Raw genomic sequence first — 22,938 nt, 5'->3', positions numbered from 1 at the left:
CGCTTCATCGGGAAACCAGCTCCGAAACTCCTGGAACGTGCGCGGATAGTCGACCCCGCCGACCGGCCCACCCTCTGCAGTACCCATGCTGACCAGCATAGGTCCAATTAAGCAGATAAGCAGTACATATGTTCGAACGACAAGGGGTGGATCGGCTCGAAATTTGTGATGTCTTGAGACGTCGGAGAGTGGTCGATTTCGCACGCCAAGCCGTGTCGACGCCAACGTCAAGTGCGTTGCGGAACCGGCCAGCAGGTGTGCAGGCTTCTGAGGTTCAGCCGCCCACTGCCGCCAGGTAGGCGCCGATGCCGAACAGGCACAGGACGGCGCACAGCCCCATGGTGCCGACGGCGAACGGCCAGGCACGCAGGCGTTTCACCAGCCGGATGACGGTGAAAACGGTGCCTGCGAGAGCAACCAGCGCAGCCGCGATGAAGCCTGCGGCAATGGCGTTGATGCCGGCGTCGATGTGGCAGGTAGCGGGCGGGCAGTAGTCCGTGAACGCCATCGCGAACACCGCGAAGAACGCGGCCACGCCGCCGCCCACGTAGGTGAGCACCAGCGCGCTGATCGACGCGGCGAGGTCGCCGCTCGAGATCGGCGGTTTGGCCGGTGGCGGCGGCGGATAGCCGTAGGTCATGGCGGGATGGTATCCGCGCTGAATGTTGGCTTGTGTGCGAACTTGCGTCAATTGTTCGCACACAAGCCGACGCTGGGCGCGCGGATCTGCGTAACCTTCGGAGCTATGCGGCACTACTACACCGCCGACCAGATTCGCGCGGCCGAGGCGCCGCTGCTGGCATCGCTGCCCGATGGCGTGCTCATGCGCCGGGCCGCCTACGGGCTGGCGACGGCGATCGCCACCGAACTCAAGGCCCACACGGGTGGCGTGAGCGGGCGCAGCGTCTGTGCCGTCGTCGGCTCGGGGGACAACGGTGGCGACGCGCTGTGGGCTGTCACCTTCCTGCGCCGGCGCGGTGCGGCCGCAACAGCGGTACTGCTGAATCCGGACCATACTCACGTGAAAGCGCTGGCCGCCTTCCGCAAGGCAGGTGGACGCGTCGTCGAAACGATCCCGCCGACAACGGATTTGGTGATCGACGGCGTGGTCGGCATCGGGGCCACCGGAGCCCTGCGGCCCAACGCCGCGGCCGTTTTCGACGCCAACACCGCGCCTGTTGTCGCCGTCGACCTGCCCAGCGGTATCGACGTGCAGACCGGCGCGGCCGACGGCCCACACGTACGGGCCGCGCTGACGGTCACCTTCGGTGGACTCAAACCAGTGCACGGACTGGCCGACTGCGGGCGCGTCGAACTGATCGACATCGGCCTGGACCTGCCCGAGCCGGCGCTGCTGGGATTCGAAGCGCACGACATCCGTACCCGCTGGCCGGTCCCGCGACCGGCGGACGACAAGTACAGCCAGGGTGTGAAAGGGATACTCGCCGGATCGGCCACCTATCCAGGCGCGGCGATCCTCAGCACCGGTGCCGCCGTCGCCGCCACCTCCGGCATGGTCCGCTACGCCGGCTCCGCGCACGCCGAGGTGGTGTCGCACTGGCCGGAAGTCGTTGCGGCGTCGGATGCGTCGGCAGCCGGGCGGGTCCAGGCCTGGGTGGTCGGCCCGGGTATCGGCATCGACACCGCCGGCGACGAGGCACTGCGCTTCGCGCTGGCCACCGACCTCCCGGTGATCGTCGATGCCGACGCCCTGACCCTGCTGGCCGCCGATCTCGATCTGGTCGCAGACCGTACGGCGCCCACGGTGCTGACGCCGCATGCCGGTGAATTCGCCCGGCTCGCAGGACATCCGCCGGGTTCTGACCGCGTCGGTGCCGCCCGCGCGCTGGCCGAACGGCTCGGCGCCACGGTGCTGCTGAAAGGCAACGTCACCGTCATCGCCGATCCCGACGGCCCGACCTACCTGAACCCAGCCGGCCAATCCTGGGCTGCCACAGCCGGATCCGGCGACGTGCTGTCCGGCGTCATCGGCGCCCTGCTGGCGTCTGGCATCGCACCCGGTGAAGCGGCCGCCATGGCGGCCTTCGTGCATGCTCGCGCGGCGGGCCTGGCGGCTGCCGATCCCGGGCCGCACCCTGCGCCGACGTCGGCGCACCGCATCTTGGCCCATGTTCGGGCCGCCATCGCATCGCTCTGACCAACAAAGGGGAATCAGTATGTCGCGTAAGCACGTTCATGGACCGACCATGAGCCCCGCGTACACCGGGCGGTTGTCCACCGCGCCTATCCCGTCGCTGCGGCTGCCCGACGACCCGCTGGACCCGCAGGCCGCGTACCGCTTCATCCACGACGAGCTGATGCTCGACGGCAGCTCCCGGCTGAACCTCGCGACGTTCGTCACCACGTGGATGGACCCCGAGGCCGAGAAGCTGATGGCCGAGACGTTCGACAAGAACATGATCGACAAGGACGAATACCCGGCGACCGCGGCCATCGAGTCCCGCTGCGTGTCCATGGTGGCGGACCTGTTCCACGCCGAGGACCTGCGTGACGACGACCCGGCATCGGCCTGCGGGGTCTCGACCATCGGTTCCAGTGAGGCCGTGATGCTGGCCGGGCTGGCTCTCAAGTGGCGCTGGCGCGAGAAGGTGGGCGACTGGAAGGGACGCACCCCGAACCTGGTGATGGGCTCCAACGTCCAGGTGGTGTGGGAGAAGTTCTGCCGCTACTTCGACGTCGAGCCCCGGTACCTGCCGATGACCGAAGGCCGCTACGTCATCACCCCCGAACAGGTACTCGCCAACGTCGACGAGGACACCATCGGTGTGGTGGGCATCCTGGGCACGACGTTCACTGGTGAGCTGGAACCCATCGCGGAGATCTGTGCGGCCCTGGACAAGCTCGCTGCCGACGGTGGGGTGGACGTGCCCGTGCACGTCGACGCCGCCAGCGGTGGCTTCGTCGTGCCGTTCCTGCACCCGGATCTGCAGTGGGATTTCCGGTTGCCGCGGGTGGTGTCGATCAACGTCAGCGGCCACAAGTACGGGCTGACGTACCCCGGCATCGGTTTCGTGGTCTGGCGCAGCGGCGAGCACCTGCCCGAGGATCTGGTGTTCCGGGTCAACTACCTGGGCGGCGACATGCCGACCTTCACGCTGAACTTCTCCCGGCCCGGCAACCAGGTCGTCGGCCAGTACTACAACTTCCTGCGTCTCGGCCGGGCCGGGTACACGCAGATCATGCACTGCCTGTCGGATACCGCCCGGTGGATCGGCGACGAGCTGCGCAAGAGCGAGCACTTCGAGGTGATCACGGATGGTTCGGCCATCCCGGTGATCTCCTGCCGGCTCAAGGGCAAGCGGCCCTACACCGAGTTCGACGTCTCGCACGCCTTGCGGGCCTACGGCTGGCAGGTGCCGGCCTACACGATGCCCGACGACGCGACGGACATCGCCGTGCTGCGGATCGTGGTCCGGGAGGGTTTCTCGGCGGACCTGGCCCGCGCCCTGCGTGACGACCTGATCACCGTGCTGAACAGCCTGGACGAGCTCAAACCGAAGGGGCAGTTCGACGAGATGCAGCCCTTCGCGCACTAGCCGCCGAACGTGAGCTGGTGTTCGAGATTCTTCGGAATCGTGGTGCACAAGCTCACGCTCGACGGGAGTCGGCGGGCGTCTGGGAGAATCGGAAGCGATATGAGCTCGCCGAATCCCCAACCTGCTGCCCAGGCCGTCATCGACCTGGGCGCAATTGCGCATAACGTGCGGCTTTTGCGGGAACGCGCCGGCAGCGCCGCGGTGATGGCGGTGGTCAAGGCCGACGGTTACGGGCACGGCGCGCCGCAGGTGGCGCGCGCCGCGCTGGCGGCCGGGGCCGCCGAGCTCGGTGTCACGAACATCACCGAGGCGCTCGCACTGAGGCAGGCCGGCATCACGGCGCCGGTGTTGTCTTGGCTGAACCTGCCCGGCACCGACTTCGCTCCCGCGCTGGCCGCCGACGTGCAGGTCGGGGTGTCCTCGGTGCGCCAGTTCGGCGACGTGCTCGACGCGGTGCGCCGCAGCGGCGCGCCCGCCACCATCACGGTCAAGGTCGACACGGGCCTGAGCCGCAACGGCGTCAGCCCCGCCGAATACCCGGCCCTGCTCGAGGCGATCGCCCGGGCCACCGCCGACGGTGCTGTCCGGCCGCACGGCATCATGAGCCACCTCGCGTGCGGAGACGATCCGCAGCACCCGATGAACGACACCCAGGCCGCGCGCCTCACCGCGGCCCGGGCACAGGCGCTCGCCGCCGGGGTGCGCTTCGAGGTGGCGCACCTGGCCAACTCACCCGCCACGCTGACCCGGCCCGATCTGCACTTCGATGTGGTGCGGCCCGGTATCGCGGTCTACGGGCAGACGCCGATTCCCACGCTCGGCGATTTCGGTCTGCGGCCCGTCATGACGCTGAAATGTCCTGTCTCCGCAGTGCGGTCGATCAAGGCCGGCGACGGGGTTTCCTACGGACACACGTGGATCGCCGACCGCGACACCACCGTCGGGCTGATCCCGCTCGGCTATGCCGACGGGGTGTTCCGCGGCCTGAGCGGACGTATCGACGTCAGTATCAACGGCGCCAGGTACCGCAACGTCGGGCGAATCTGTATGGACCAGTTCGTGATTGACCTCGGCCTCGACGGCGCCGGTGTCACGGTGGGCGACGAGGCGGTGCTGTTCGGCTCGGGTGCCGCCGGTGAGCCGACGGCGCAGGACTGGGCCGAACTGCTCGGCACCATCAACTACGAGGTCGTCACCAGCCCACGGGGCAGGATCGCCCGGACCTATCGCGAGTCGACAGGCTGACGCCCATGAGCGACAACAAGAATGCCCGGTGGCTGGCGGGCATGGCCGGTCTCACTGCCGTGGGGTCGGTCGCCGGGATCAGCGTGGCCCGCTCGCTGCGCCGCCGCAGCGGCGAAGATCCTTACGCCGGTGAGGATTTCACTACGCTCGACGCTGACCGCGGCTGCGTCGTCACGGCCACCGACGGGGTGCCGCTGGCGGTGCGTGAGGTCGGTCCGAAAGATGCCCGATTGACGGTGCTCTTCGCGCACGGTTTCTGTAACAGCATGGGCTCCTTCCACTTTCAGCGCGCCCGCCTCGCCGAGCGGTGGGGCGATCAGGTCCGCATGGTGTTCTACGACCAGCGCGGTCACGGCCGCTCGTCGGCCGGGCCGGTCGACTCGTACACCGTCCCGCGGCTCGGTCAGGACCTCGAATCGGTGCTGCGGGTGATGGCTCCGCGCGGTCCCGTGGTGCTGGTCGGTCACTCGATGGGTGGCATGACGGTCCTGTCCCACGCGCGCCAGTTCCCGCGGAACTATCCGGCCCGGGTGTGCGGGGTGGCGCTCATCGCCTCTGCGGCACAAGGAGTTACCCGATCACCGCTGGGTGAGGTGTTGCAGAACCCCGCGCTGGAGGCGGCCAAGGTCGCGGTTCGGTTCGCGCCCGGAGCGGTGAGTGCGGGCCGGGGCGCGGCCAAGGCCGTCATCGGCCCGGTGCTCAAGGCCGCATCGTTCGGCGATGTCGCGGTCAGCCCGTCGGTGGCGCGGTATGTCGAGAAGATGATGCATGAGACCTCGATGCGAACCACCGTGGAGTTCCTGCATGCCCTCGAAGTGCACGACGAGGCCGGTGCGCTGTCGGTGTTGCAGCAGGTGCCCACCCTGATCGCCTGCGGCGACCAGGATTTGCTCACCCCGCTGGCCAAATCCCAGGCGATGACCCGGCAGCTGCCGAAGTCCGAACTGGTGATCGTTGAAGGCGCCGGACACATGGTGCACATGGAGCAACCCGAACTGATCAACGAGGCGCTGGAGCGCTTCGTCGAGCATGCCACCCCGTCCCGATTGGTGGCGCTGACCCGGCATCTGCGTGGAAAGGCCAAGCGCAATGGATGATTCGCACGGCACCGTGCACCTGCCGACCGAAGCCGACACCAAGGCCCTCGGCGCCCGGTTCGGCGCCGAGCTGCGGGTTGGTGACGTCGTGGTGCTCACCGGTCCGCTGGGGGCCGGAAAAACCATGCTGGCCAAAGGAATTGCCCAGGGCATGGACGTCGAGGGCGCGGTGACGTCGCCGTCATACGTGCTGGCCCGCGTGCATCCCGCCCGGCGCGCCGGATATCCCGCGATGGTGCACGTCGACATGTACCGGCTGCTCGACTCGGGCAGCACCGATCTGCTCGGAGAACTCGACTCGCTCGATCTCGACACCGACCTCGACGACGCCGTGGTGGTCGTCGAGTGGGGCGAGGGCCTGGCCGAGCGACTGTCGGCCAGCCATCTGGACATCCGGTTGGAGCGTGCCGACGACGACACCCGTACTGCTGTCTGGCATTGGAGCCGCGCATGATCCTCGCAATCGACACTGCGACCCCGGCGGTGACCGCGGGGGTCGCCCGGCGCACCGCTGCCGGCGTCGAGGTGCTGGCCGAACGGATCACCATCGATGCCCGCGCACACGCCGAGCAGTTGACGCCCAATGTGGTTGCCGCCGTTGCCGATGCCGGGATCACGTTCGCCGAACTGGAGGCTGTCGTCGTCGGCTGCGGGCCGGGACCGTTCACCGGATTGCGCGTCGGCATGGCCACCGCGGCCGCGTACGGACAGGCACTCGGTATCCCGGTGTACGGGGTGTGCAGCCTGGATGCGATCGCCCCCGAAACGTCCGGAGAGTTGTTGGTGGTCACCGATGCCCGTCGCCGTGAGGTGTACTGGGCGCGGTACCGCGACGGCGTGCGGGTCGACGGACCGGCGGTCAGCGCCGCGGCCGACGTCGCGCCGGGATCGGGTTCGATCGCCGGCCCGGCCGCGCAGGCCGCGCTGTTCCCGTTGCCCTCGCTGGCGGTCGAGTACCCGACGGTCACCGGTCTCGTGACCGCCGCCGACTGGGACCAGCCGCCCGCCGCGCTGGTGCCGCTGTACCTGCGCCGCCCGGACGCGAAAACCCTTGCCGAGCGTGGCCTCTCGTGAGCACCGAATACGGGTTGCTGACGGTCGGCGACGCCGACCGGTGCGGTGAACTCGAAGCGATCCTGTTCCCGGGCGACGACCCGTGGCCGGCGGTGGCGTTCATCCGTGAGCTCGACTCGGACCACAACCACTATGTCGCGGCACGGGACGGCAAGCTGCTGGTGGGTTATGCCGGCATCAGCCGGCTGGGCCGTAAACCGCCGTTCGAGTACGAGGTGCACACCATCGGGGTCGATCCGGCCTATCAGGGTCGGGGCATCGGCCGGGAGCTGCTGGACCGGCTGTTGACCATCGCTGACGGCGGCACGGTGTTCCTGGAGGTACGCACCGACAACGAACCGGCGATCGGGCTGTACGAAAGCGTCGGGTTCGTGAAGATGGGTGTGCGCAAGCGGTATTACCGGATCAGTGGTGCGGACGCGTACACCATGCGGCGGGACGCGGATGTGAGCAGCGTGTCAGCCGACGCGGACGTGAGGAGCAATTCAGAGTCATGACAATCATCTTGGCAATCGAAAGCTCCTGTGATGAAACAGGAGTCGGCATCTGCGAACTCAAGGACGACGGCACCGTCACGCTGCTGGCCGACGAGGTCGCGTCCAGCGTCGACGAACACACCCGGTACGGCGGTGTGGTCCCCGAGATCGCTTCGCGCGCGCACCTGGAGTCGTTGGGGCCCACCATGCACCGGGCGCTGGCGACCGCCGGCATCGAGCGGCCCGACGTGGTCGCGGCGACCATCGGGCCCGGCCTGGCCGGCGCGTTGTTGGTGGGTGTGGCTGCGGCCAAGGCCTATTCGGCGGCGTGGGGAGTGCCGTTCTACGGCGTCAACCACCTGGGCGGGCATCTGGCTGCCGACGTCTACGACCACGGCCCCCTGCCCGAGAGCGTCGGCCTGCTGGTGTCGGGCGGTCACACGCATCTGCTGCATGTCCGGTCGCTCGGTGAGCCGATCGAGGAACTCGGCAGCACCGTCGACGACGCGGCGGGCGAGGCGTACGACAAGGTGGCCCGGCTGCTCGGGCTGGGCTATCCCGGTGGCCGGGTGCTCGACGAGCTGGCCCGCACGGGCGACCGGAAGGCCATCGTGTTCCCACGCGGTATGACGGGTCCGCGAGATGACCCGTACGCCTTCAGCTTTTCGGGATTGAAGACTGCGGTCGCCCGGCACATGGAAAAACACCCCGATGCGTCGCACGCCGATGTGGCGGCCGGTTTTCAGGAAGCCGTCGCAGACGTGTTGACCCGCAAGGCGGTTCGCGCGGCCACCGACCTCGGGGTGTCGACGCTGCTGATCGCCGGGGGAGTGGCGGCCAATTCCCGGCTGCGGGAGCTGGCCGAAGAGCGCTGTGCCGAGGCGGGTTTGACGCTTCGGGTGCCGCGGCCCCGGTTGTGCACCGACAACGGCGCGATGATCGCCTCGTTCGCCGCGCATCTCATCGCGGCGGGAGCCAAGCCGTCGCGTCTCGATGTACCGAGCGATCCGGGCCTGCCGGTGGTGAAGGGACAGATCGCATGAGCGTGGGCAGCGAGGAGCCGGAGGCGGATCGCGGATGACTTCCGACCTGGCAGACAAGCTGGCCATCACCGAGCTGCTGTACCGGTACGCCGAGCTGATCGACGCGGGCGACTTCGACGGCGTGGGAGAGCTGTTGGGGCGCAGCCGGTTCGGCGGGCCGAATTCCGGCAGTGTCGAGGGCCGGCACCTGATCGCCAACACCTTCGCGCGCACCACTCGCCGCTTTCCCGATCACGGAAATACGCCGAGGACACGGCATCTGGTGCTCAACCCGATCGTCGAACTCGACGGAGATACCGCGCACGCCCGGTCGACGTTCTGTGTGGTGCAGCAGACGGATACCGTGCCGCTGCAACCCATCGTGGTGGGCCGCTATGCGGATACCTTCGCGCGCGACGACGCCGGCTGGTACTTCACCGAGCGCGTCGTGGATGTTCAGATGGTCGGCGACGTGTCCGACCACCTGAACATCTCCCTGTAGGACGCTAGGCGTCGTTCGCGGCCGGCGAGAGCGGGATGAGCGGCAGGCGCAGCGCTCCCGGAGCGCCTTCCGGCACAACCGGTTTGACCGGTGCGACCGCGTCCACCCGCCGGTAGGGCAGGCCTTGGTCGGGGCGCAGGTCGTCTTCGCCCTTGTTCGGCCACATCGCTGCCGCCCGCTCCGCCTGCGCGGTGATGGTCAGCGATGGGTTCACACCCAGGTTCGCCGAAACCGCCGACCCGTCAACGACACTCAACGTGGGATAGCCGTAGACCCGGTGGTACGGGTCGATCACCGCGTGGTCGGCATCCGAGCCGATGGCGCAACCACCCAGGAAGTGCGCGGTCAGCGGGATGTTGAACAGCTCGCCCCAGGTGCCGGCCGTGACTCCGTCGATCTTCTCGGCGACCCGGCGGGTCGCATCGTTGCCGGCCGGGATCCACGTCGGGTTGGGCTGGCCGTGGCCCTGCTTGCTCGACAGGTGCCGGCCGCGCAGTCCCCGCTTGGTGAACGTGGTGATCGAGTTGTCCAGGTTCTGCATCACCAGCGAAATCACCGTGCGCTCACTCCAATTGCCGACCGTCAGCACCCGCAGCAGCGCGCGCGGATGCTGCACCGCCAGGCCGAGGAACTTCAGCCAGCGCGGCCACCGGCCGCCGCCGTCGGTCATCAGGGTCTGCAGCAGCCCCATCGCGTTGGAGCCCTTGCCGTAGCGCACCGATTCGATGTGAGTGTCGCTGGTCGGATGGAACGACGACGTGATCGCCACCCCGCGCGTCAGGTCCAGCGCCGGGTCGACCTTGTATTTGATTGCGCCGACGATCGATTCGGAGTTGGTGCGGGTGAGCACACCGAGCTGGTCCGACAGCTGCGGCAGGGTGCCGCTGTCCTTCATCTTGTGCAGCAGGTTCTGGGTGCCCCAGGTGCCGGCCGCCAGGACGACGTGCCGCGCCGTGAAGGTGCGACGGTTCTTGCGCAAGGTCCTGCCGGTGCGCACGGTGTCGATCTCCCAGATTCCACTCGGGCTCTGTCGCACGGAGGCGACCGTGGTCAGCGGATGCACTGTGGCGCCGGCATTCTCGGCCAGACCGAGGTAGTTCTTCAGCAGCGTGTTCTTGGCCCCGTAGCGACAGCCCGTCATGCAGCTGCCGCATTCGATGCACCCGGTGCGGTCCGGCCCGACACCGCCGAAGTACGGGTCGCGGACGGTCTTTCCGGGTTCGCCGAAGAACACCCCGACCGGCGTCTGGACGAACGTGTCGCCCACACCCATGTCCTCGGCGACCGACTTCATGATCTCGTCGGCCGGGGTCATGCTCGGGTTGATCACCACCCCGAGCATGCGTCTGGCCTGGTCGTAGAACGGTGACAGCTCGTCCGACCAGTCGGTGATGTGGGCCCACTGTGGATCGTTGAAGAACGTCGCGGGCGGTTTGTAGAGGGTGTTGGCGTAGTTCAGCGAACCACCTCCGACGCCCGCGCCGGCCAGGATGACGACGTCACGCAGCATGTGGATGCGCTGCACGCCGAAGCACCCCAGCTTGGGCGCCCACACGAATTTCCGGACATCCCAACTGGTTTTCGGGAACTGATCGTCGGTGAACCGGCGGCCCGCTTCCAGAACGCCTACGCGGTAGCCCTTCTCGGTCAACCGCAACGCGGTGACGCTGCCCCCGAATCCGGACCCGACGACGATCACGTCATAGTCGGTGTTGGACATGTACTTCTCCTCAGTTGGCGGTGAAACGGCTGGTTTCGTCGTCGACCATGTCCATGGCGATACGCCGCGCCCGGATTGCGGCCCGGTCGGCCTTGACGTTGATGTCGCGCCGGCGTGCACCGGGTTCGTCGAGCCGGCGCTGAATCGTTTCCAGGATCGTGGCGTTGCGTAGCGCCCACTCGTGGAACATGATGCGCAGGTACTCGGTGATGGTGTCCTCGGCGCTGTCGTAGTTGCGCGCCAGCTGCAGGAAGACATGCGTCGCGCCTGGTGATTCCGGCGTGAATCCATGAATTCGCAAGAGCTCGTAGGACTTTCCGTCCACGACGTCGATGGCGTAGTGCTGCGTGTGCAGGGCGGGTGACACGAACGTCCCCTCCTCGCGCCGGATGGCCACCGTCTCTTGGGGCAGGCCGGTGATGGCCGACTCCCACGGGGCGAGGCGACTCGGCTGCGTCGTCCGCGTATAGGCCACCGAGCGCTCGGATATCTCGACCTCGTTGAGCGGTGGCAACTGCTGGATATCCGGCGGCACCATCTCGGGCCGGGTGATGAACACATCGGTCAGATCGAGGTAATGCTCGTGCAGCAGAAGGTAATTCGCCTCGACCCGCCCGACCTCGGTGGAGCCGGTCCAGCCGGAGCCGTCCAGGTACCACGGCACGCGCGGCGGCGGGCGCAGGGCCGCGGCCCGCGGCTCGCCGAGCCAGATCCAGATGAACGGCGCGGTCTCGACGATCGGATACGCCTCGACGCGGGCGCCGGGCGGCACGTTCTCCTGCGACGGCACGTCGGCCAGACAGCCGTCGGGTTCGTAGCTGAAGCCGTGATAACCGCACACCAGCCGGTCGCCGTCGAGTCGGCCCTCCGACAGGGGATAGGCGCGGTGCACGCAGCGGTCCTCCAGGGCGACCACTTCACCGGAGGCACGGCGGTACAGCACCACATGCTTGCCGAGCAGGCGCCGAGCCAGCAGTCCTTCGCCGACCTCATCGCTGAGCGCGGCCACGTACCAGCAGTTCAACGGGTAGTTGGTTCTCATAGGTCGAGCACCAGCCTTTCGGACCGGGAGCGCGAGACGCAGATCATGATGGTTTGGTTGGCGGCCTTCTCCGAATCGGTGAGGACCGAGTCGCGGTGATCACCGTCGCCGGAGATGATTTCGCATTCACAAGTGCCGCAGACGCCTTCCATGCACGACCCCAGCACATCCAGGCCGGCTCCTTCGGCGACGTCGTAGATCGTCTTGTCCAGCGGCACGGTCAGGGTGATGCCCGACCGCTGGCATTCCACTTCGAACGTGTCGAGCGCATCCGACGGCGCTTCGACGGTCTTGGCGGAGAAGCGCTCGAGGTGCAGGCTGCCGTCGGGCCATGCCTGGCAACCCTTCTCGACCGCGTCCAGCAGACCCTCGGGCCCGCAGCAGTAGACCAGCGTGTTCTCCTGCGGAGCTGCCAGCACCGCCGCCAGCTTCGTCCGGAAACCGTCGCCCTCCTCGTCGCGCGCGCAGATGGTCACGCGGTCGCCGAAGCGTTCCAGCGCCTCCAGGTACGCCATCGATGAGCGGGCGCTGCCGCCGTAGATCAGCCGCCAGTCGGCACCGGTGGCTTCGGCGGCTTCGATCATCGGGAGCATCGGCGTGATGCCGATACCGCCGGCGACGAACTGGTAGCGCGGCGAGTTCGCGAGCGGGAAGTGATTGCGCGGCCCGCGCACCCGGATCGTGGTGCCTTCCTGCAGTTTGTCGTGGACGAACTGCGAGCCGCCGCGGCTGTTCGGGTCGAGCAGGATGCCGACCCGCCACTCACTGCGGCTGGCGGTGCTGCCGCACAGGGAATACTGCCGCGTCAGCGACGGCGTCATGACCAGGTCGATGTGAGCGCCGGGGGTCCACTCAGGCAGGTCCGCGCCCGCGGGGTCGGCGAGGGTCAGCGTGACGACACCGTCCGCGGACTGCTCACGTCGACGGACCTCGAGGTCGACCTCGACTTCCCGGTAGGCGGCGCTACTCATCGCGACCGCCGAACAGGGATCGACTTGTACTGGTTGAGGAACAGCGCCCGCACGCGTGTCGGGTCGCCGTCCAGCGTGAGGTCGGGGAACCGGCGGATGGTCTCCTGAATCCACAGCTTCAGTTCCAGTCGCGCCAGGTTGGCGCCCAGGCAGAAGTGCTTGCCGCGGCCACCGAAGGCTTGGTGCTTGTCCGCCAGCCCCTCACGGGTGATGTCGAATTCGTGCGGATTCTCGAACGCGGTCTCGTCCCGGTTGGAGGCCAGGTACCACAGCAGCAGGCGGTCGCCTTCCTTGATCTGCTTGCCGTGCAGCTCGAAGTCCGTCGTCGCGGCGCGGCCCATGAAGGCGAACGCGGGCGCGTAACGCAGGCCCTCTTCGACGGTGGCGTCGAGCAGTTCGGGATTCTCCTGCAGCAGGATCAGCTGATCCGGGTTCTGCATCAGGGCCAGCATCGTCGCGCTGTAGGTAGCCCGGGTCGAGTCGTTGCCTGCGGTCATCAGCAGGGCGAAGAACGTGGCCATCTCGAGCTCGTTGAGCTTCTCGCCATCGACTTCGGCATTCATCACCGCGGTGATCAGGTCGTCGCGCGGGTTCTCCCGGCGTCGATTCATCTGATCATTGAGGTACATGATGATCTCGGTGACGACGGCGCCGGCGTCATCCCACTGCTTGCGGATTTCCGGGTCCTCGAACGCGCTGAACACGTTGGTCCAGTAGACGAGGCGCTCGTCATCCTCGGCGGGCGTGCCGAGCATCGAGCCGATCACCCGGGCCGGCACCGGCCGGGCGATATCGCGGACCAGGTCGAAGCTGTCGCGGTCGGCGACGCTGTCGAGCACGTCGTTGATGATCTGCTTGATGGCCTGTTCGTGGGCCGCGACGCGTTCGGGGGTGAAGGCCTTGATGACGAGGGCCTTGAGCCGGTCGTGCCGGGGCGGGTCCATCGAAATCAGCTGCAGGCGCTGAATATCCAGCGGGACACCGATGTCGTCGACGTTGAAGATGCCGCGCTTCTCGGACGAGAACGTGCGGTGGTCGCGGCTGACGGTGCGCACGTCGTCGAAGCGGGTGATCGACCAGAAGCCGCCCTCGCCGGGGACATTGCGCTGCGGGCTGTAGTGCACGGGGTCTTCGCGCTGCATTCGGGCGAACAACTCGTACGGCGGACCGGCGTCCCACACCGCGGGGTCGGCAAGGTCGACGGCGGCGAGGTCCACTTCGGTTGCGGCCAGAGTAGTCACTGTTGCCCTCCTTATCGGTCTGATGTTTACGAAAGCTATTCACTGGGGCGGTTCTGATCGACGTCTCGGGACGACCAACTCTCGAGGTGTTTGCGGAGCGTCGTTGTCGTGCGGCGACAAAGCCCGATTTGCAGCAACTTCGGCGCCCTGTGATCTACGGTCGTCTCATGCCAGAAAGACGCGTCGACGAGAGTGCTGTCGTCGCACGCGCGGCGGAGATCATCGGAGCCCTCGACGGCAAGCTCAACGACATCACGCAGTCGATCCAGAAGATCCTGCTGACCGAGATCTCCGAGCTCAGCGAGGATGCGCAGCTGCTCGAATTGCAGGAGCACACCGTCGCGGCCAACGTCGACACCGTCTTCGCCTCGATTCGTCATCGCATTCCGATCGAGGACGTCGTGCCGCCGACGGAATCGCTCGAGCACGCGCGGCGGATGGCGCAGCGAGGTGTTCCCGCAAATGCGATGGTGCGCGCCTACCGGCTGGGGCACCAGGAAGTGCTGAACTTCGTGCTCGACGAGATCGCGGCGTCGGACCTGGACCCTCGTTGGAGTCTCGACGTCTTCAAGTATTTCCAGACGGTCTCGTTCGGCTACATCGACTGGATTTCGCAGCAGGTTCTCAACACTTACCAACAGGAGTACGACCGGTGGGTGGAAAACCGAAACAGTATGCGAGGCCAAAGCGTTCGAGCCATCCTCGCCGCGGCCGGCGGTGACGTCGACGAGCTGACCGAAGACATCCGCTACCCGTTGCGGCGCGTGCATCTGGCGTTGGCGCTGTGGTACCCGGAGGACAACGGCGGCGACGAACTGGTGCGTATGGAGCGCTTCGCGAACCACCTTGCCACCTCGCTCGGCACCCATGAGCCGCCGCTGTTCCTGTCGGTCGACCACCTCACGGCCTGGGTCTGGCTTCCGCTGTCGGCACGCGGCGCCGAGGACGCGGCGGAGCGGATCCGTGAATTCGCGGCGGCGCAACAGGATTCACCGTGGATCGCAATGGGCAACCCGTTACCGGGCATCGAGGGCTTCCGGCGTTCGCACGGACAAGCGGTCGACGCCCGCGCGGTGGCAGTGGTGTCGGGATCGGTGGACCGCCGCATCACCGCGGCGAGTGATCCGGGGCTGCCCGTCGCGACGCTGCTGGGCGAGAACGTCGGATCGGTCGGCGCTTGGGTGGCCGAAATTCTGGGCCCGCTGGCGAGTGACACAGAGAACGACGAACGGCTTCGCGAGACGTTGCGCGTGTTCCTGCGGACCGGGTCGAGTTTCAAAGCGGCCGCCGACGAAATGCATCTGCATTCGAATTCGATCAAGTACCGGGTGAACCGCGCGATCAGTCGCCGGGGCACGCCCATTGTCGACGATCGGATCGAGGTCGAGGTCGCATTGCTGCTGTGCCACTGGTTCGGGCAAGCAGTTCTGAACTGACAATTCGTCGCAGCGGGCCATTTGTGGACCGTCGACAACGTGCGTCCAGGGTGCCGCACGAACTTTGGCTGTTTGCGACGTAGTTTGCTTGGGCTGCCGTCAGTAGCTTTTGGATCAACGCGAAACGCATGTCAGCGAGCCGGTCCTTTGGATAATTACTCGCACAGTCTGACGGAGGCGAATTATGGGCGACGATCCAAAATCCGACAAAGCGCACGACGCGCTGCCCTCCGACGATGCCAGTCAGCGACCAAGCGGTAATCCCTTGGGCGCCATAGTCGATCCGCTCACCAAACTGGGCATCGATACCGTGCGGGACGTCGCGGCAGCCGTGCAATCGACCCGGGCTGCCGCGGGCGACCTGTGGAAGGTCGTGAACATTCTCAGCCGGCTACCCGGACGCGAGACGCACCCAGAGCCGGCGGCGATCTCCCGGCCGCTGGAAGGGGCCGACGCCCGCGAGGATATTGACGCCGAGGACGAAAATGTCGGTGCCGCAACCACTGTGCTACCCGTCGTGGCGCCGGACCCGTCGCCGGTCGAAGGCCAGGGAATCTTTGGCGGCCTCAAGCGTGCTGCCGAGTCGGCGCTGAATCCGGCGGCCGTCCTCGGCGCCGCCGTCACGCCGGTGCGTCGCGTGGTCGGCGGTGCCGACAACCCTGGCAAGAAGAAGGCCGACCACCACGACGGTGACGAGAAATCCGCCAAGCACGACGGCGACGCCGATCTGCGCCACTGGGGTGATGAGCTGATTGCCAAGTCGCAGAAGCCGACTCGCAAGCAGGCGCACCGGCATCCGGCATTCGGACACATTCTTGGCGAACTTGCGCCCGACGAAGTTCGGATGCTGCGGTTCTTGGCCGTTGCCGGCGTCCAGCCGGCCATCGACATCCGAACGAAGACGATGTTCCAGATCGGCTCGGAGCGGCTCGTCAGGGGCGTGAACATGATCGCGGACATGGCCGGTTGCAGTTGGCCGGAGGCCGATCAACGCTATCTCGCGAATCTGAATCGTCTTGGTCTGGTGCGGTTTTCGTCTGAACCAGTGGCCGACTACCGGCGTTACGCGCTGCTCGAAGTGCAACCGCGAGCACTCGAGGTGACGGAGTCGATACCCAAGACGATCAGCGTGTACCGCAGCATCTACCTGTCGGAATTCGGTGAGCAGTTCTGCGAGGTCTGCATCGACACCGACGGCTACAACGCCGGCGGCTGGGCCACCGATGAGCGCGGCGACAAGATCATCGGGAAAGGCCCGCCTGACCCTGCCGCGCACAAGCACCAGCACTGACCCCGACCCCGACAAGCCCAGGGACATTTCATGACAACGCTCGCTGCCGGGCCCTTTCTTGATTGGGAGGAGCTCACCGGACAATCGAAATTCATCGTCGACATCATCAGCGTGCCGATCTTCAGCATGATCGCTGGTTTGATAACCAACTGGACCGGCGTGATCATGTTGTTCGCGCCGGTGCGGTTCACCGGGTTCTACGTGCCGGGCCTGAAACGGATATTTCCCTTTCTGCCGCGCAAGGTCCAGATTCTGCCGACCTTCGCGCCCAACGGAATTCTGGGTTTCCAGGGATTCATTCCGTGTCGCGCCGAGAAGATGGCCAGTCTCATCGTCGACACCTCCATAGCCCGGATCGGCAAGATCTCGGACGTCTATGAACAACTCAATCCCGACAAACTCGCCAAAGCGATCGCGGTGGCCGCGAGACCGGATATCGGCCGGTTGACCACCGAGATCATCGAGGCCCGGCATCCGCAGATGTGGCGGTCGCTCCCGCAGCCGTTGAAGGACGAGGTGCTGCAGACGGTCGACGCCGAATTGCCGACCATTTCCAAGCGCGCGTTCGCCAAGATCGGCGAGAACATCGACCAGCTGCTCAACGTCAAGCTGATGACCGTCAACTTCCTGCGCCGTAATCCAGAAGTGTTGCGGGACATCATCAAAGGCATGGCGGTGCCCGAACTGCGGTTCATGGTGCGCATCGGCGCGCTGGGCTTCCCGTTCGGCATCCTGCTGGCGCTGTGGCTGTCGCTGATCTACTACTCCAGCGACGAGGCGCGCGAACACGCTGCGGCTCATGGCGGTTTCGCTATCCACCTGCCGGGATTCGTCGACTCGATCCTGCACTTCCTGCCGACCTGGCTGTGGGTACTCGGCGGTGCCGCGGTCATCGGCATCATCGTCAACATCATCGCGATCAAGGTGGTGTTCGAGCCGGGGGAGCCGCAGCCGCGCTACAAATACCTTTGGAAGCAAGGACTTTTCGCGAAGCGCCAGCATCAGGCGGCGCACGAACTCGCCACGATGCTCTCGCTGCAAGTTCTGACGGTCAAGAACTTCGCGCACGAACTGCTCAACGGTGCCAGCGCCGACAAGACCCGGGCGCTCATCCAATCCGCGGTCGGGGAAGAGGCCGAGCGCATCCTGGGGCCGTACCTGGTCGTCGCCCGGAAATCCTTCGGCGTCGTCGACGTCGAGGGGCTGCAGCGCGGCGCCGGTGACAAGCTGGTCGACTTCGCCCCGAGCGTCCTCTACGACCCCGGGTTCAACAAGACCCAGGCCAAGAAGATCGAAACGTTCGCGACCGAGAAGTTCCGGGCGCTGCCGCCCGACCGGTTCGGCGAGATGCTGTACTCGGCGATCGAGCAGGACGCGTGGCTGCTGTATGCCCACGGCGGGCTCCTGGGCGTCGTCGTCGGCGCCGTCCACATCCTCGTCTTCGGGGCCTGATCCCACGTGACCGAAAGGACCGCAATGGCGCCCTATTCCAGGATCGTCGTCGGCACCGACGGATCCGACGAGGCAACCGACGCCGTCACCGTCGCTGGTGTGGTGGCGGCTGTGCTCGGTGTGCCGGTCACCGTCGTCACCGCGTGGAAGCCCAGCGTCTCGGTGCCCGGAGGGCGCGAACAGCCGTGGGCGGAGCTGACGGCTGAGGGCGCCGACGTCGATCTCACCGCGCTGGGAGTCACGGCGATCGAGAGGATTCCGGTGAAGGGCAGTGCGTTCGACGCACTGGTCGACGCCGCGGCGCAGTCCGACCGCGCGCTGATCGTGGTTGGTGCGGCAGGGCTCGGCCAGACTGCCAGCCGGTTGTGGGGGAGCACCTCGAACGAGTTGTCCCACCACAGTCCTGTGGATGTGTTGTTCGTGCGCAAGGCCGTCGCGGCAGTGCAGACGATCGCCCTGGCCACCGACGGCTCCGACACCTCGGTGCGCGCGGCGCGTGCCGGGTACGACCTGGCGGCCGCCCTCGGCGTCCGGCCGGTCCTGGTCACCGTCGCCGGTGACACCGCCGCGGCCGAGGAGACGCTCGAGAATGTCGCAAGCCAACTGGAGGTCACCGGCTCGCTGGCCCGGCAGGCGCTGCTCGGTGATCCGGCCGACGTGCTCGCGACCGCCGAATATGACCTCGTCGTGATCGGAAACCGTGGCATGGCGGGCTTCGCCCGCGTCCTGGGCTCGACGGCCAACACCATCACCCATCGGGCGACGTCGAACCTGCTCCTGGTCAACACGGCACCGGCTGCTGAGTAGCCCGGCAACTCAGCCGGGTGGGCCTCGGTTTCAGCCCACAGCGAGTTTGGTCGATCCGGCACTGCCCCACCCTTGAGCGCTAGCACTCGCGTGTATAGAGTGCTAGGTGGCACGCGGCCAACCGCGCTCCGGCACCCGCGACGACGGTGTGTGGTCAGGACGCTTGCCGAACAACCTGGCATCCGGGGATTGGCCCTGGATCAACACCCCAACCAAGTGGAGGGCTTCCATCGTGGCAGTCAACATCAAGCCACTCGAGGACAAGATCCTCGTTCAGGCCAACGAGGCCGAGACCACGACCGCTTCCGGTCTGGTCATCCCTGACACCGCCAAGGAAAAGCCGCAGGAAGGCACCGTCGTCGCAGTTGGCCCCGGCCGCTGGGATGAGGATGGCGAGAAGCGGATCCCCCTGGACGTTGCCGAGGGCGACACCGTCATCTACAGCAAGTACGGCGGCACCGAGATCAAGTACAACGGCGAGGAGTACCTGATCCTCTCTGCCCGCGACGTGCTGGCTGTCGTTTCCAAGTAAGCATTCGTGTCCCGCCCCGGAAATCCCCGTGTCCGCACGGGTGATGTCCGGGGCGGTATGCGTATCAGCGAAAGGCTCTAATGAGCAAGCTCATTGAATTCAACGAAGCTGCGCGCCGGGCCATGGAAGCCGGTGTCGACAAGCTCGCCGACGCAGTCCGCGTGACCATCGGCCCGCGCGGCCGGAACGTGGTGCTGGCCAAGGCCTTCGGTGGCCCGCAGGTCACCAACGACGGCGTCACCATCGCCCGCGACATCGATCTGGAAGACCCGTTCGAGAACCTCGGCGCCCAGCTGGTCAAGTCCGTCGCGACCAAGACCAACGACGTCGCCGGCGACGGCACCACCACCGCCACCGTGCTGGCTCAGGCCATCGTCAAGGCCGGCCTGCGCAACGTCGCTGCCGGTGCCAACCCGATTGCGCTCGGCGTGGGCATCTCGAGGGCCGCCGACGCGGTGTCCGAGGCCCTGCTGGCCGCGGCCAAGCCGGTGTCCGACAAGACCGCCATCGCCCAGGTCGCGACCGTTTCGTCGCGCGACGAACTGATCGGCGAGCTGGTCGGTGAGGCCATGACCCGCGTCGGTGCCGACGGCGTCGTCACCGTCGAGGAGTCCTCGACCCTGAACACCGAGCTCGAGGTCACCGAGGGCGTCGGCTTCGACAAGGGCTTCCTGTCGGCGTACTTCGTCACCGACTTCGACTCCCAGGAAGCGGTCCTCGAGGACGCGCTGGTGCTGCTGCACCGCGACAAGATCAGCTCACTGCCCGACCTGCTGCCGCTGCTGGAGAAGGTCGCCCAGGCCGGTAAGCCGCTGCTGATCATCGCCGAGGACATCGAGGGCGAAGCACTGTCGACCCTGGTCGTCAACGCCATCCGCAAGACCCTCAAGGCCGTCGCGGTCAAGGCGCCGTTCTTCGGTGACCGCCGCAAGGCGTTCCTGGATGACCTCGCCGTCGTCACCGGTGGCCAGGTCGTCAACCCGGACGTGGGCCTGGTCCTGCGCGACGCCGGCCTGGACGTGCTGGGCACCGCCCGTCGCGTCGTGGTCACCAAGGACAGCACCGTGATCGTCGACGGTGGCGGCACTTCCGAGGCCATCGACGGCCGCAAGGCGCAGCTGCGCAGCGAGATCGAGGCTTCGGACTCGGATTGGGACCGCGAGAAGCTCGAAGAGCGCCTCGCCAAGCTGGCCGGCGGCGTGGCCGTCATCAAGGTCGGCGCTGCCACCGAGACCGACCTGAAGAAGCGCAAGGAAGCCGTCGAGGACGCCGTCGCCGCCGCCAAGGCCGCGGTGGAAGAGGGCATCGTCACCGGTGGTGGCGCCGCTCTGGTCCAGGCCCGTGCCGCACTGGACGGCCTGCGTGGCTCGCTGACCGGCGACGAGCTGATCGGCCTCGAGGTCTTCTCCTCGGCGCTGTCGGCCCCGCTCTATTGGATCGCCACCAACGCCGGCCTGGACGGTTCGGTCGTGGTGAACAAGGTGTCCGAGCTGCCCCTCGGGCAGGGCTTCAACGCCGCCACCTTGACCTACGGTGACCTGCTGGCCGACGGCATCGTCGACCCGGCCAAGGTGACCCGGTCCGCGGTGCTCAACGCCGCTTCGGTGGCCCGGATGATCCTGACGACCGAGACGGCCATCGTGGAGAAGCCGGCCGAGGAAGCCGATCACGGGCACGGCCACCACGGCCACGCCCACTAGGTAGTTCCAACGAAACGCCCCCGGTCCTGTTGGGCCGGGGGCGTTTTCGTGTTTCTGGTTCAGAATGCTTGGTCGTAGAACCCGTTGGTCGTGTAGGTGTTGTCGTGGTTGTCGACGCCGTAGTGCGGACCGATGGGGGTTCCGGTGGTCGCTTGAGCGGGGACGGCCAGGCCCAGGACGGCGGCGGTCATGCTCGATGCGATCAGGGTGGCAAAGCCGAACTTCTTCATTTCGAAACCCCTTCTTCGGTTGTTGTTGGTGCTCTGATGGTTTAAACCTGCTGTGTCGCAGGCACATTCCGGTCGGCAGGATTTGATCCACGGTTGGCAGAATTAAGTCTTCGCGGCTGCCGTGAGGCCTGTGCACGGATGTCGCCGAATTCTCTGCACAGTCCTCACAGCCGCGCGAGGTGATGGAACTGAGGTACGACAAGTCCCGGTCTCGGCTAGTTTCGCCCTGTGGATGCGCAATCGATGCGGTGCTGGGTGCAGCAGCGGCATGCCCAGCTCCATATGCGCAAGTGGATGCTGGAGTTCGACGACGAAGACTCCGAGCGGGAGTTCCGGGCGCACGACGACGCGAACGGGCTGCGGGCGGCTACCTTCGCCCAGCTGGTCGGCATCGTGTTCACCGTTGTGTACGCGGCCGTGGACTTCCTGGTCCTGCGCGGTTTCGTCCCGGGTGCCCTGATCGTCCGAGCGGTCACCATCGGCATCTTCCTCCTCGGGATCGTGGCGACCCGACAGGTCCGATCGCTCCAGGATCATCTGCAGGTCGCCGCTGTCGTACAGCTGACGATCGTCCAGGTGCTGCTGGTACCGGTGCTGGCTGCCGTCGGCGATTTCCCGACCCAGTACCTGATGACCTCGGCCACCGTCACGCTCCTCGGCGCCGTCGGCCTGCTGCGGTTGCGCATGCACGCGGCGCTGGCGAACACCATTGTGTTCGTCGCGGTGTGCCTGGAACTGCCGAGCGCCCGGGGGAGCCTGGACGACCTCGGCCTGATGGCGCCGCAGATCGCGGGGCTCTCCGCGATCAGCGTGCTGATCGCCTATGCGCTGGAGCGGCTGCGGCGTATCGACTTTCTCCGGCAGCGGGAAGTCGAGCAGGAGCGGGCCCGGACCGAGGAGATTCTGTACAACGTGTTGCCGGCCCCGATTGCCGACCGGTTGCGGGACGGCGCGCTGACCATCGCCGACTCAGCGCCGAGCGTCAGCGTGTTGTTCTCCGACATCGTCGGCTTCACGCCCCTGTCCGAGACGCTGACACCCGAGGCGCTGGTGCAGCTGCTGGACACGATGTTCCGCGCGTTCGATGAGCTCTGCGACCGGCGGGGCATCGAGAAGATCAAGACGGTCGGCGACGCGTACATGGCCGTCGCGGGTCTGCCCATCCCCGATGAGGACCACGCCGCATCGATGGCCGAGCTGGCCCTCGACATGCAACGCACCGTCACCCGGCTGTCATCGAGCTGGCCGAGTCCGATCTCGATGCGGATCGGCATCTCGTCGGGCCCGGTGGTCGCGGGTGTGATCGGGCAGCGCAAGTTCATCTACGACCTGTGGGGCGACACTGTGAACACGGCGAGCCGCATGGAATCGAGTGGCCGCCCGCACCAGATCCAGGTGTCCGAATCCACTCACGGGCTCCTTGCGCACCGCTACGAATTCAGCGACCCGCAGGTGGTCGACGTCAAGGGGAAAGGGCCCATGACGACGTACTTTCTCGAGGGCGCCCGCTGATAGACGGACGAGCCGGCTGGGGTCGAAAATC

At 66.8% G+C, this 22,938-nt stretch carries 22 protein-coding genes; 16 read left to right on the top strand and 6 right to left on the bottom strand.

The genetic code is table 11. The features are described from left to right. Nucleotides 1-274: 274 nt before the first annotated feature. Nucleotides 275-640, bottom strand: coding sequence for a hypothetical protein (locus TL10_RS14495; RefSeq protein ID WP_043986129.1), 366 nt, complete (start codon nucleotides 638-640; stop codon nucleotides 275-277). A gap of 105 nt (nucleotides 641-745) precedes the next feature. Between TL10_RS14495 and TL10_RS14490 the strand changes: the two genes are divergently transcribed. The 9 genes from TL10_RS14490 (at nucleotide 746) to TL10_RS14450 (ending at nucleotide 8,973) form a co-directional block, all read left to right on the top strand. Further along, a complete protein-coding gene (locus TL10_RS14490) occupies nucleotides 746-2,158 on the top strand; it encodes an NAD(P)H-hydrate dehydratase (protein ID WP_043986128.1) in 1,413 nt (470 codons plus the stop codon). A gap of 19 nt (nucleotides 2,159-2,177) precedes the next feature. Continuing rightward, nucleotides 2,178-3,557 (top strand): glutamate decarboxylase, encoded by a 1,380-nt coding sequence (gad, locus tag TL10_RS14485; RefSeq protein ID WP_043396900.1) that lies wholly within the window; start codon nucleotides 2,178-2,180, stop codon nucleotides 3,555-3,557. Between the two features lie 99 nt (nucleotides 3,558-3,656). Continuing rightward, nucleotides 3,657-4,802 carry an alanine racemase gene (gene alr / locus TL10_RS14480; RefSeq protein WP_043986127.1) on the top strand — a complete coding sequence of 382 codons (1,146 nt, stop codon included), beginning with the start codon at nucleotides 3,657-3,659 and terminating at the stop codon, nucleotides 4,800-4,802. A gap of 5 nt (nucleotides 4,803-4,807) precedes the next feature. Next, nucleotides 4,808-5,899: an alpha/beta fold hydrolase gene (locus TL10_RS14475; protein WP_043986126.1), complete on the top strand. Its 1,092-nt coding sequence runs from the start codon at nucleotides 4,808-4,810 to the stop codon at nucleotides 5,897-5,899. Then, nucleotides 5,892-6,353: a tRNA (adenosine(37)-N6)-threonylcarbamoyltransferase complex ATPase subunit type 1 TsaE gene (gene tsaE, locus TL10_RS14470; protein ID WP_043396892.1), complete on the top strand. Its 462-nt coding sequence runs from the start codon at nucleotides 5,892-5,894 to the stop codon at nucleotides 6,351-6,353. The genes TL10_RS14475 and tsaE overlap by 8 nt, the downstream gene beginning before the upstream one ends. After that, nucleotides 6,350-6,973 carry a tRNA (adenosine(37)-N6)-threonylcarbamoyltransferase complex dimerization subunit type 1 TsaB gene (tsaB, locus tag TL10_RS14465; RefSeq protein ID WP_043986125.1) on the top strand — a complete coding sequence of 208 codons (624 nt, stop codon included), beginning with the start codon at nucleotides 6,350-6,352 and terminating at the stop codon, nucleotides 6,971-6,973. The genes tsaE and tsaB overlap by 4 nt, the downstream gene beginning before the upstream one ends. After that, nucleotides 6,970-7,470: a ribosomal protein S18-alanine N-acetyltransferase gene (gene rimI / locus TL10_RS14460; RefSeq protein ID WP_043396887.1), complete on the top strand. Its 501-nt coding sequence runs from the start codon at nucleotides 6,970-6,972 to the stop codon at nucleotides 7,468-7,470. The genes tsaB and rimI overlap by 4 nt, the downstream gene beginning before the upstream one ends. Then, nucleotides 7,467-8,492 carry a tRNA (adenosine(37)-N6)-threonylcarbamoyltransferase complex transferase subunit TsaD gene (gene tsaD, locus TL10_RS14455; protein ID WP_043986124.1) on the top strand — a complete coding sequence of 342 codons (1,026 nt, stop codon included), beginning with the start codon at nucleotides 7,467-7,469 and terminating at the stop codon, nucleotides 8,490-8,492. Before rimI ends, tsaD begins: the two co-directional genes overlap by 4 nt. 34 nt (nucleotides 8,493-8,526) lie before the next feature. Then, nucleotides 8,527-8,973, top strand: a complete 447-nt coding sequence (locus tag TL10_RS14450; protein ID WP_043396882.1) for a nuclear transport factor 2 family protein — start codon at nucleotides 8,527-8,529, stop codon at nucleotides 8,971-8,973. A 4-nt stretch (nucleotides 8,974-8,977) separates the two neighbouring features. Here TL10_RS14450 and TL10_RS14445 read toward each other — a convergent pair whose 3' ends face one another. Genes TL10_RS14445 through TL10_RS14430 form a run of 4 tightly spaced genes read right to left on the bottom strand, consistent with a single transcriptional unit; the run spans nucleotide 8,978 to nucleotide 13,947 of the window. Next, entirely contained in the window at nucleotides 8,978-10,693 is a 1,716-nt protein-coding gene (locus tag TL10_RS14445; protein ID WP_043986120.1) for a GMC oxidoreductase, read from the bottom strand. Between the two features lie 10 nt (nucleotides 10,694-10,703). Further along, nucleotides 10,704-11,735, bottom strand: coding sequence for a Rieske 2Fe-2S domain-containing protein (locus tag TL10_RS14440; protein ID WP_043986119.1), 1,032 nt, complete (start codon nucleotides 11,733-11,735; stop codon nucleotides 10,704-10,706). Beyond that, nucleotides 11,732-12,706, bottom strand: coding sequence for a PDR/VanB family oxidoreductase (locus TL10_RS14435; RefSeq protein ID WP_043986118.1), 975 nt, complete (start codon nucleotides 12,704-12,706; stop codon nucleotides 11,732-11,734). Before TL10_RS14435 ends, TL10_RS14440 begins: the two co-directional genes overlap by 4 nt. Further along, entirely contained in the window at nucleotides 12,703-13,947 is a 1,245-nt protein-coding gene (locus TL10_RS14430) for a cytochrome P450 (RefSeq protein ID WP_052506417.1), read from the bottom strand. Before TL10_RS14430 ends, TL10_RS14435 begins: the two co-directional genes overlap by 4 nt. A gap of 167 nt (nucleotides 13,948-14,114) precedes the next feature. Between TL10_RS14430 and TL10_RS14425 the strand changes: the two genes are divergently transcribed. The 6 genes from TL10_RS14425 to groL all read left to right on the top strand — a co-directional run bounded on the left by TL10_RS14425 (nucleotide 14,115) and on the right by groL (nucleotide 21,165). After that, entirely contained in the window at nucleotides 14,115-15,383 is a 1,269-nt protein-coding gene (locus TL10_RS14425) for a PucR family transcriptional regulator (protein WP_043986146.1), read from the top strand. Between the two features lie 184 nt (nucleotides 15,384-15,567). Beyond that, on the top strand, nucleotides 15,568-16,674 hold the full coding sequence (locus TL10_RS29640) for an Abi-alpha family protein (RefSeq protein ID WP_052506416.1): 1,107 nt from the start codon (nucleotides 15,568-15,570) through the stop codon (nucleotides 16,672-16,674). A gap of 30 nt (nucleotides 16,675-16,704) precedes the next feature. Then, nucleotides 16,705-18,126 carry a DUF445 domain-containing protein gene (locus tag TL10_RS14415; protein ID WP_043986116.1) on the top strand — a complete coding sequence of 474 codons (1,422 nt, stop codon included), beginning with the start codon at nucleotides 16,705-16,707 and terminating at the stop codon, nucleotides 18,124-18,126. A gap of 24 nt (nucleotides 18,127-18,150) precedes the next feature. Next, nucleotides 18,151-18,933 carry a universal stress protein gene (locus TL10_RS14410; RefSeq protein WP_043986115.1) on the top strand — a complete coding sequence of 261 codons (783 nt, stop codon included), beginning with the start codon at nucleotides 18,151-18,153 and terminating at the stop codon, nucleotides 18,931-18,933. Between the two features lie 229 nt (nucleotides 18,934-19,162). After that, on the top strand, nucleotides 19,163-19,465 hold the full coding sequence (gene groES, locus TL10_RS14405) for a co-chaperone GroES (protein ID WP_029367666.1): 303 nt from the start codon (nucleotides 19,163-19,165) through the stop codon (nucleotides 19,463-19,465). Nucleotides 19,466-19,545: 80 nt separating this feature from the next. Next, nucleotides 19,546-21,165: a chaperonin GroEL gene (gene groL, locus TL10_RS14400; protein WP_043396865.1), complete on the top strand. Its 1,620-nt coding sequence runs from the start codon at nucleotides 19,546-19,548 to the stop codon at nucleotides 21,163-21,165. A 59-nt stretch (nucleotides 21,166-21,224) separates the two neighbouring features. Here groL and TL10_RS31450 read toward each other — a convergent pair whose 3' ends face one another. Further along, the gene (locus TL10_RS31450) at nucleotides 21,225-21,395 is read right to left on the bottom strand and encodes a hypothetical protein (protein ID WP_168176106.1); all 171 of its coding nucleotides are present in this window, start codon (nucleotides 21,393-21,395) and stop codon (nucleotides 21,225-21,227) included. 228 nt (nucleotides 21,396-21,623) lie between these two features. On the opposite strand from TL10_RS31450, the gene TL10_RS29635 reads away from it, so the two are divergent. Further along, complete coding sequence (locus TL10_RS29635) at nucleotides 21,624-22,907, top strand: adenylate/guanylate cyclase domain-containing protein (protein ID WP_082067946.1); 1,284 nt, start codon at nucleotides 21,624-21,626, stop codon at nucleotides 22,905-22,907. Nucleotides 22,908-22,938 lie beyond the last annotated feature (31 nt).

It is taken from the genome of Mycolicibacterium llatzerense (assembly GCF_000878195.1).
Lineage (GTDB): Bacteria > Actinomycetota > Actinomycetes > Mycobacteriales > Mycobacteriaceae > Mycobacterium > Mycobacterium llatzerense.
The sequence above is the reverse complement of the archived record's forward strand: the minus strand, read 5'-3'. Positions and strand labels throughout refer to the sequence as shown.

Bases quoted from the DNA above. Each gene is read 5' to 3' on its own strand.
- TL10_RS14495 (WP_043986129.1), bottom strand. From the start codon at position 640: ATGACCTACGGCTATCCGCCGCCGCCACCGGCCAAACCGCCGATCTCG.
- TL10_RS14490 (WP_043986128.1), top strand. From the start codon at position 746: ATGCGGCACTACTACACCGCCGACCAGATTCGCGCGGCCGAGGCGCCG.
- gad (WP_043396900.1), top strand. From the start codon at position 2,178: ATGTCGCGTAAGCACGTTCATGGACCGACCATGAGCCCCGCGTACACC.
- alr (WP_043986127.1), top strand. From the start codon at position 3,657: ATGAGCTCGCCGAATCCCCAACCTGCTGCCCAGGCCGTCATCGACCTG.
- TL10_RS14475 (WP_043986126.1), top strand. From the start codon at position 4,808: ATGAGCGACAACAAGAATGCCCGGTGGCTGGCGGGCATGGCCGGTCTC.
- tsaE (WP_043396892.1), top strand. From the start codon at position 5,892: ATGGATGATTCGCACGGCACCGTGCACCTGCCGACCGAAGCCGACACC.
- tsaB (WP_043986125.1), top strand. From the start codon at position 6,350: ATGATCCTCGCAATCGACACTGCGACCCCGGCGGTGACCGCGGGGGTC.
- tsaD (WP_043986124.1), top strand. From the start codon at position 7,467: ATGACAATCATCTTGGCAATCGAAAGCTCCTGTGATGAAACAGGAGTC.
- TL10_RS14450 (WP_043396882.1), top strand. From the start codon at position 8,527: ATGACTTCCGACCTGGCAGACAAGCTGGCCATCACCGAGCTGCTGTAC.
- TL10_RS14445 (WP_043986120.1), bottom strand. From the start codon at position 10,693: ATGTCCAACACCGACTATGACGTGATCGTCGTCGGGTCCGGATTCGGG.
- TL10_RS14440 (WP_043986119.1), bottom strand. From the start codon at position 11,735: ATGAGAACCAACTACCCGTTGAACTGCTGGTACGTGGCCGCGCTCAGC.
- TL10_RS14435 (WP_043986118.1), bottom strand. From the start codon at position 12,706: ATGAGTAGCGCCGCCTACCGGGAAGTCGAGGTCGACCTCGAGGTCCGT.
- TL10_RS14425 (WP_043986146.1), top strand. From the start codon at position 14,115: ATGCCAGAAAGACGCGTCGACGAGAGTGCTGTCGTCGCACGCGCGGCG.
- TL10_RS29640 (WP_052506416.1), top strand. From the start codon at position 15,568: ATGGGCGACGATCCAAAATCCGACAAAGCGCACGACGCGCTGCCCTCC.
- TL10_RS14415 (WP_043986116.1), top strand. From the start codon at position 16,705: ATGACAACGCTCGCTGCCGGGCCCTTTCTTGATTGGGAGGAGCTCACC.
- TL10_RS14410 (WP_043986115.1), top strand. From the start codon at position 18,151: ATGGCGCCCTATTCCAGGATCGTCGTCGGCACCGACGGATCCGACGAG.
- groL (WP_043396865.1), top strand. From the start codon at position 19,546: ATGAGCAAGCTCATTGAATTCAACGAAGCTGCGCGCCGGGCCATGGAA.
- TL10_RS31450 (WP_168176106.1), bottom strand. From the start codon at position 21,395: ATGAAGAAGTTCGGCTTTGCCACCCTGATCGCATCGAGCATGACCGCC.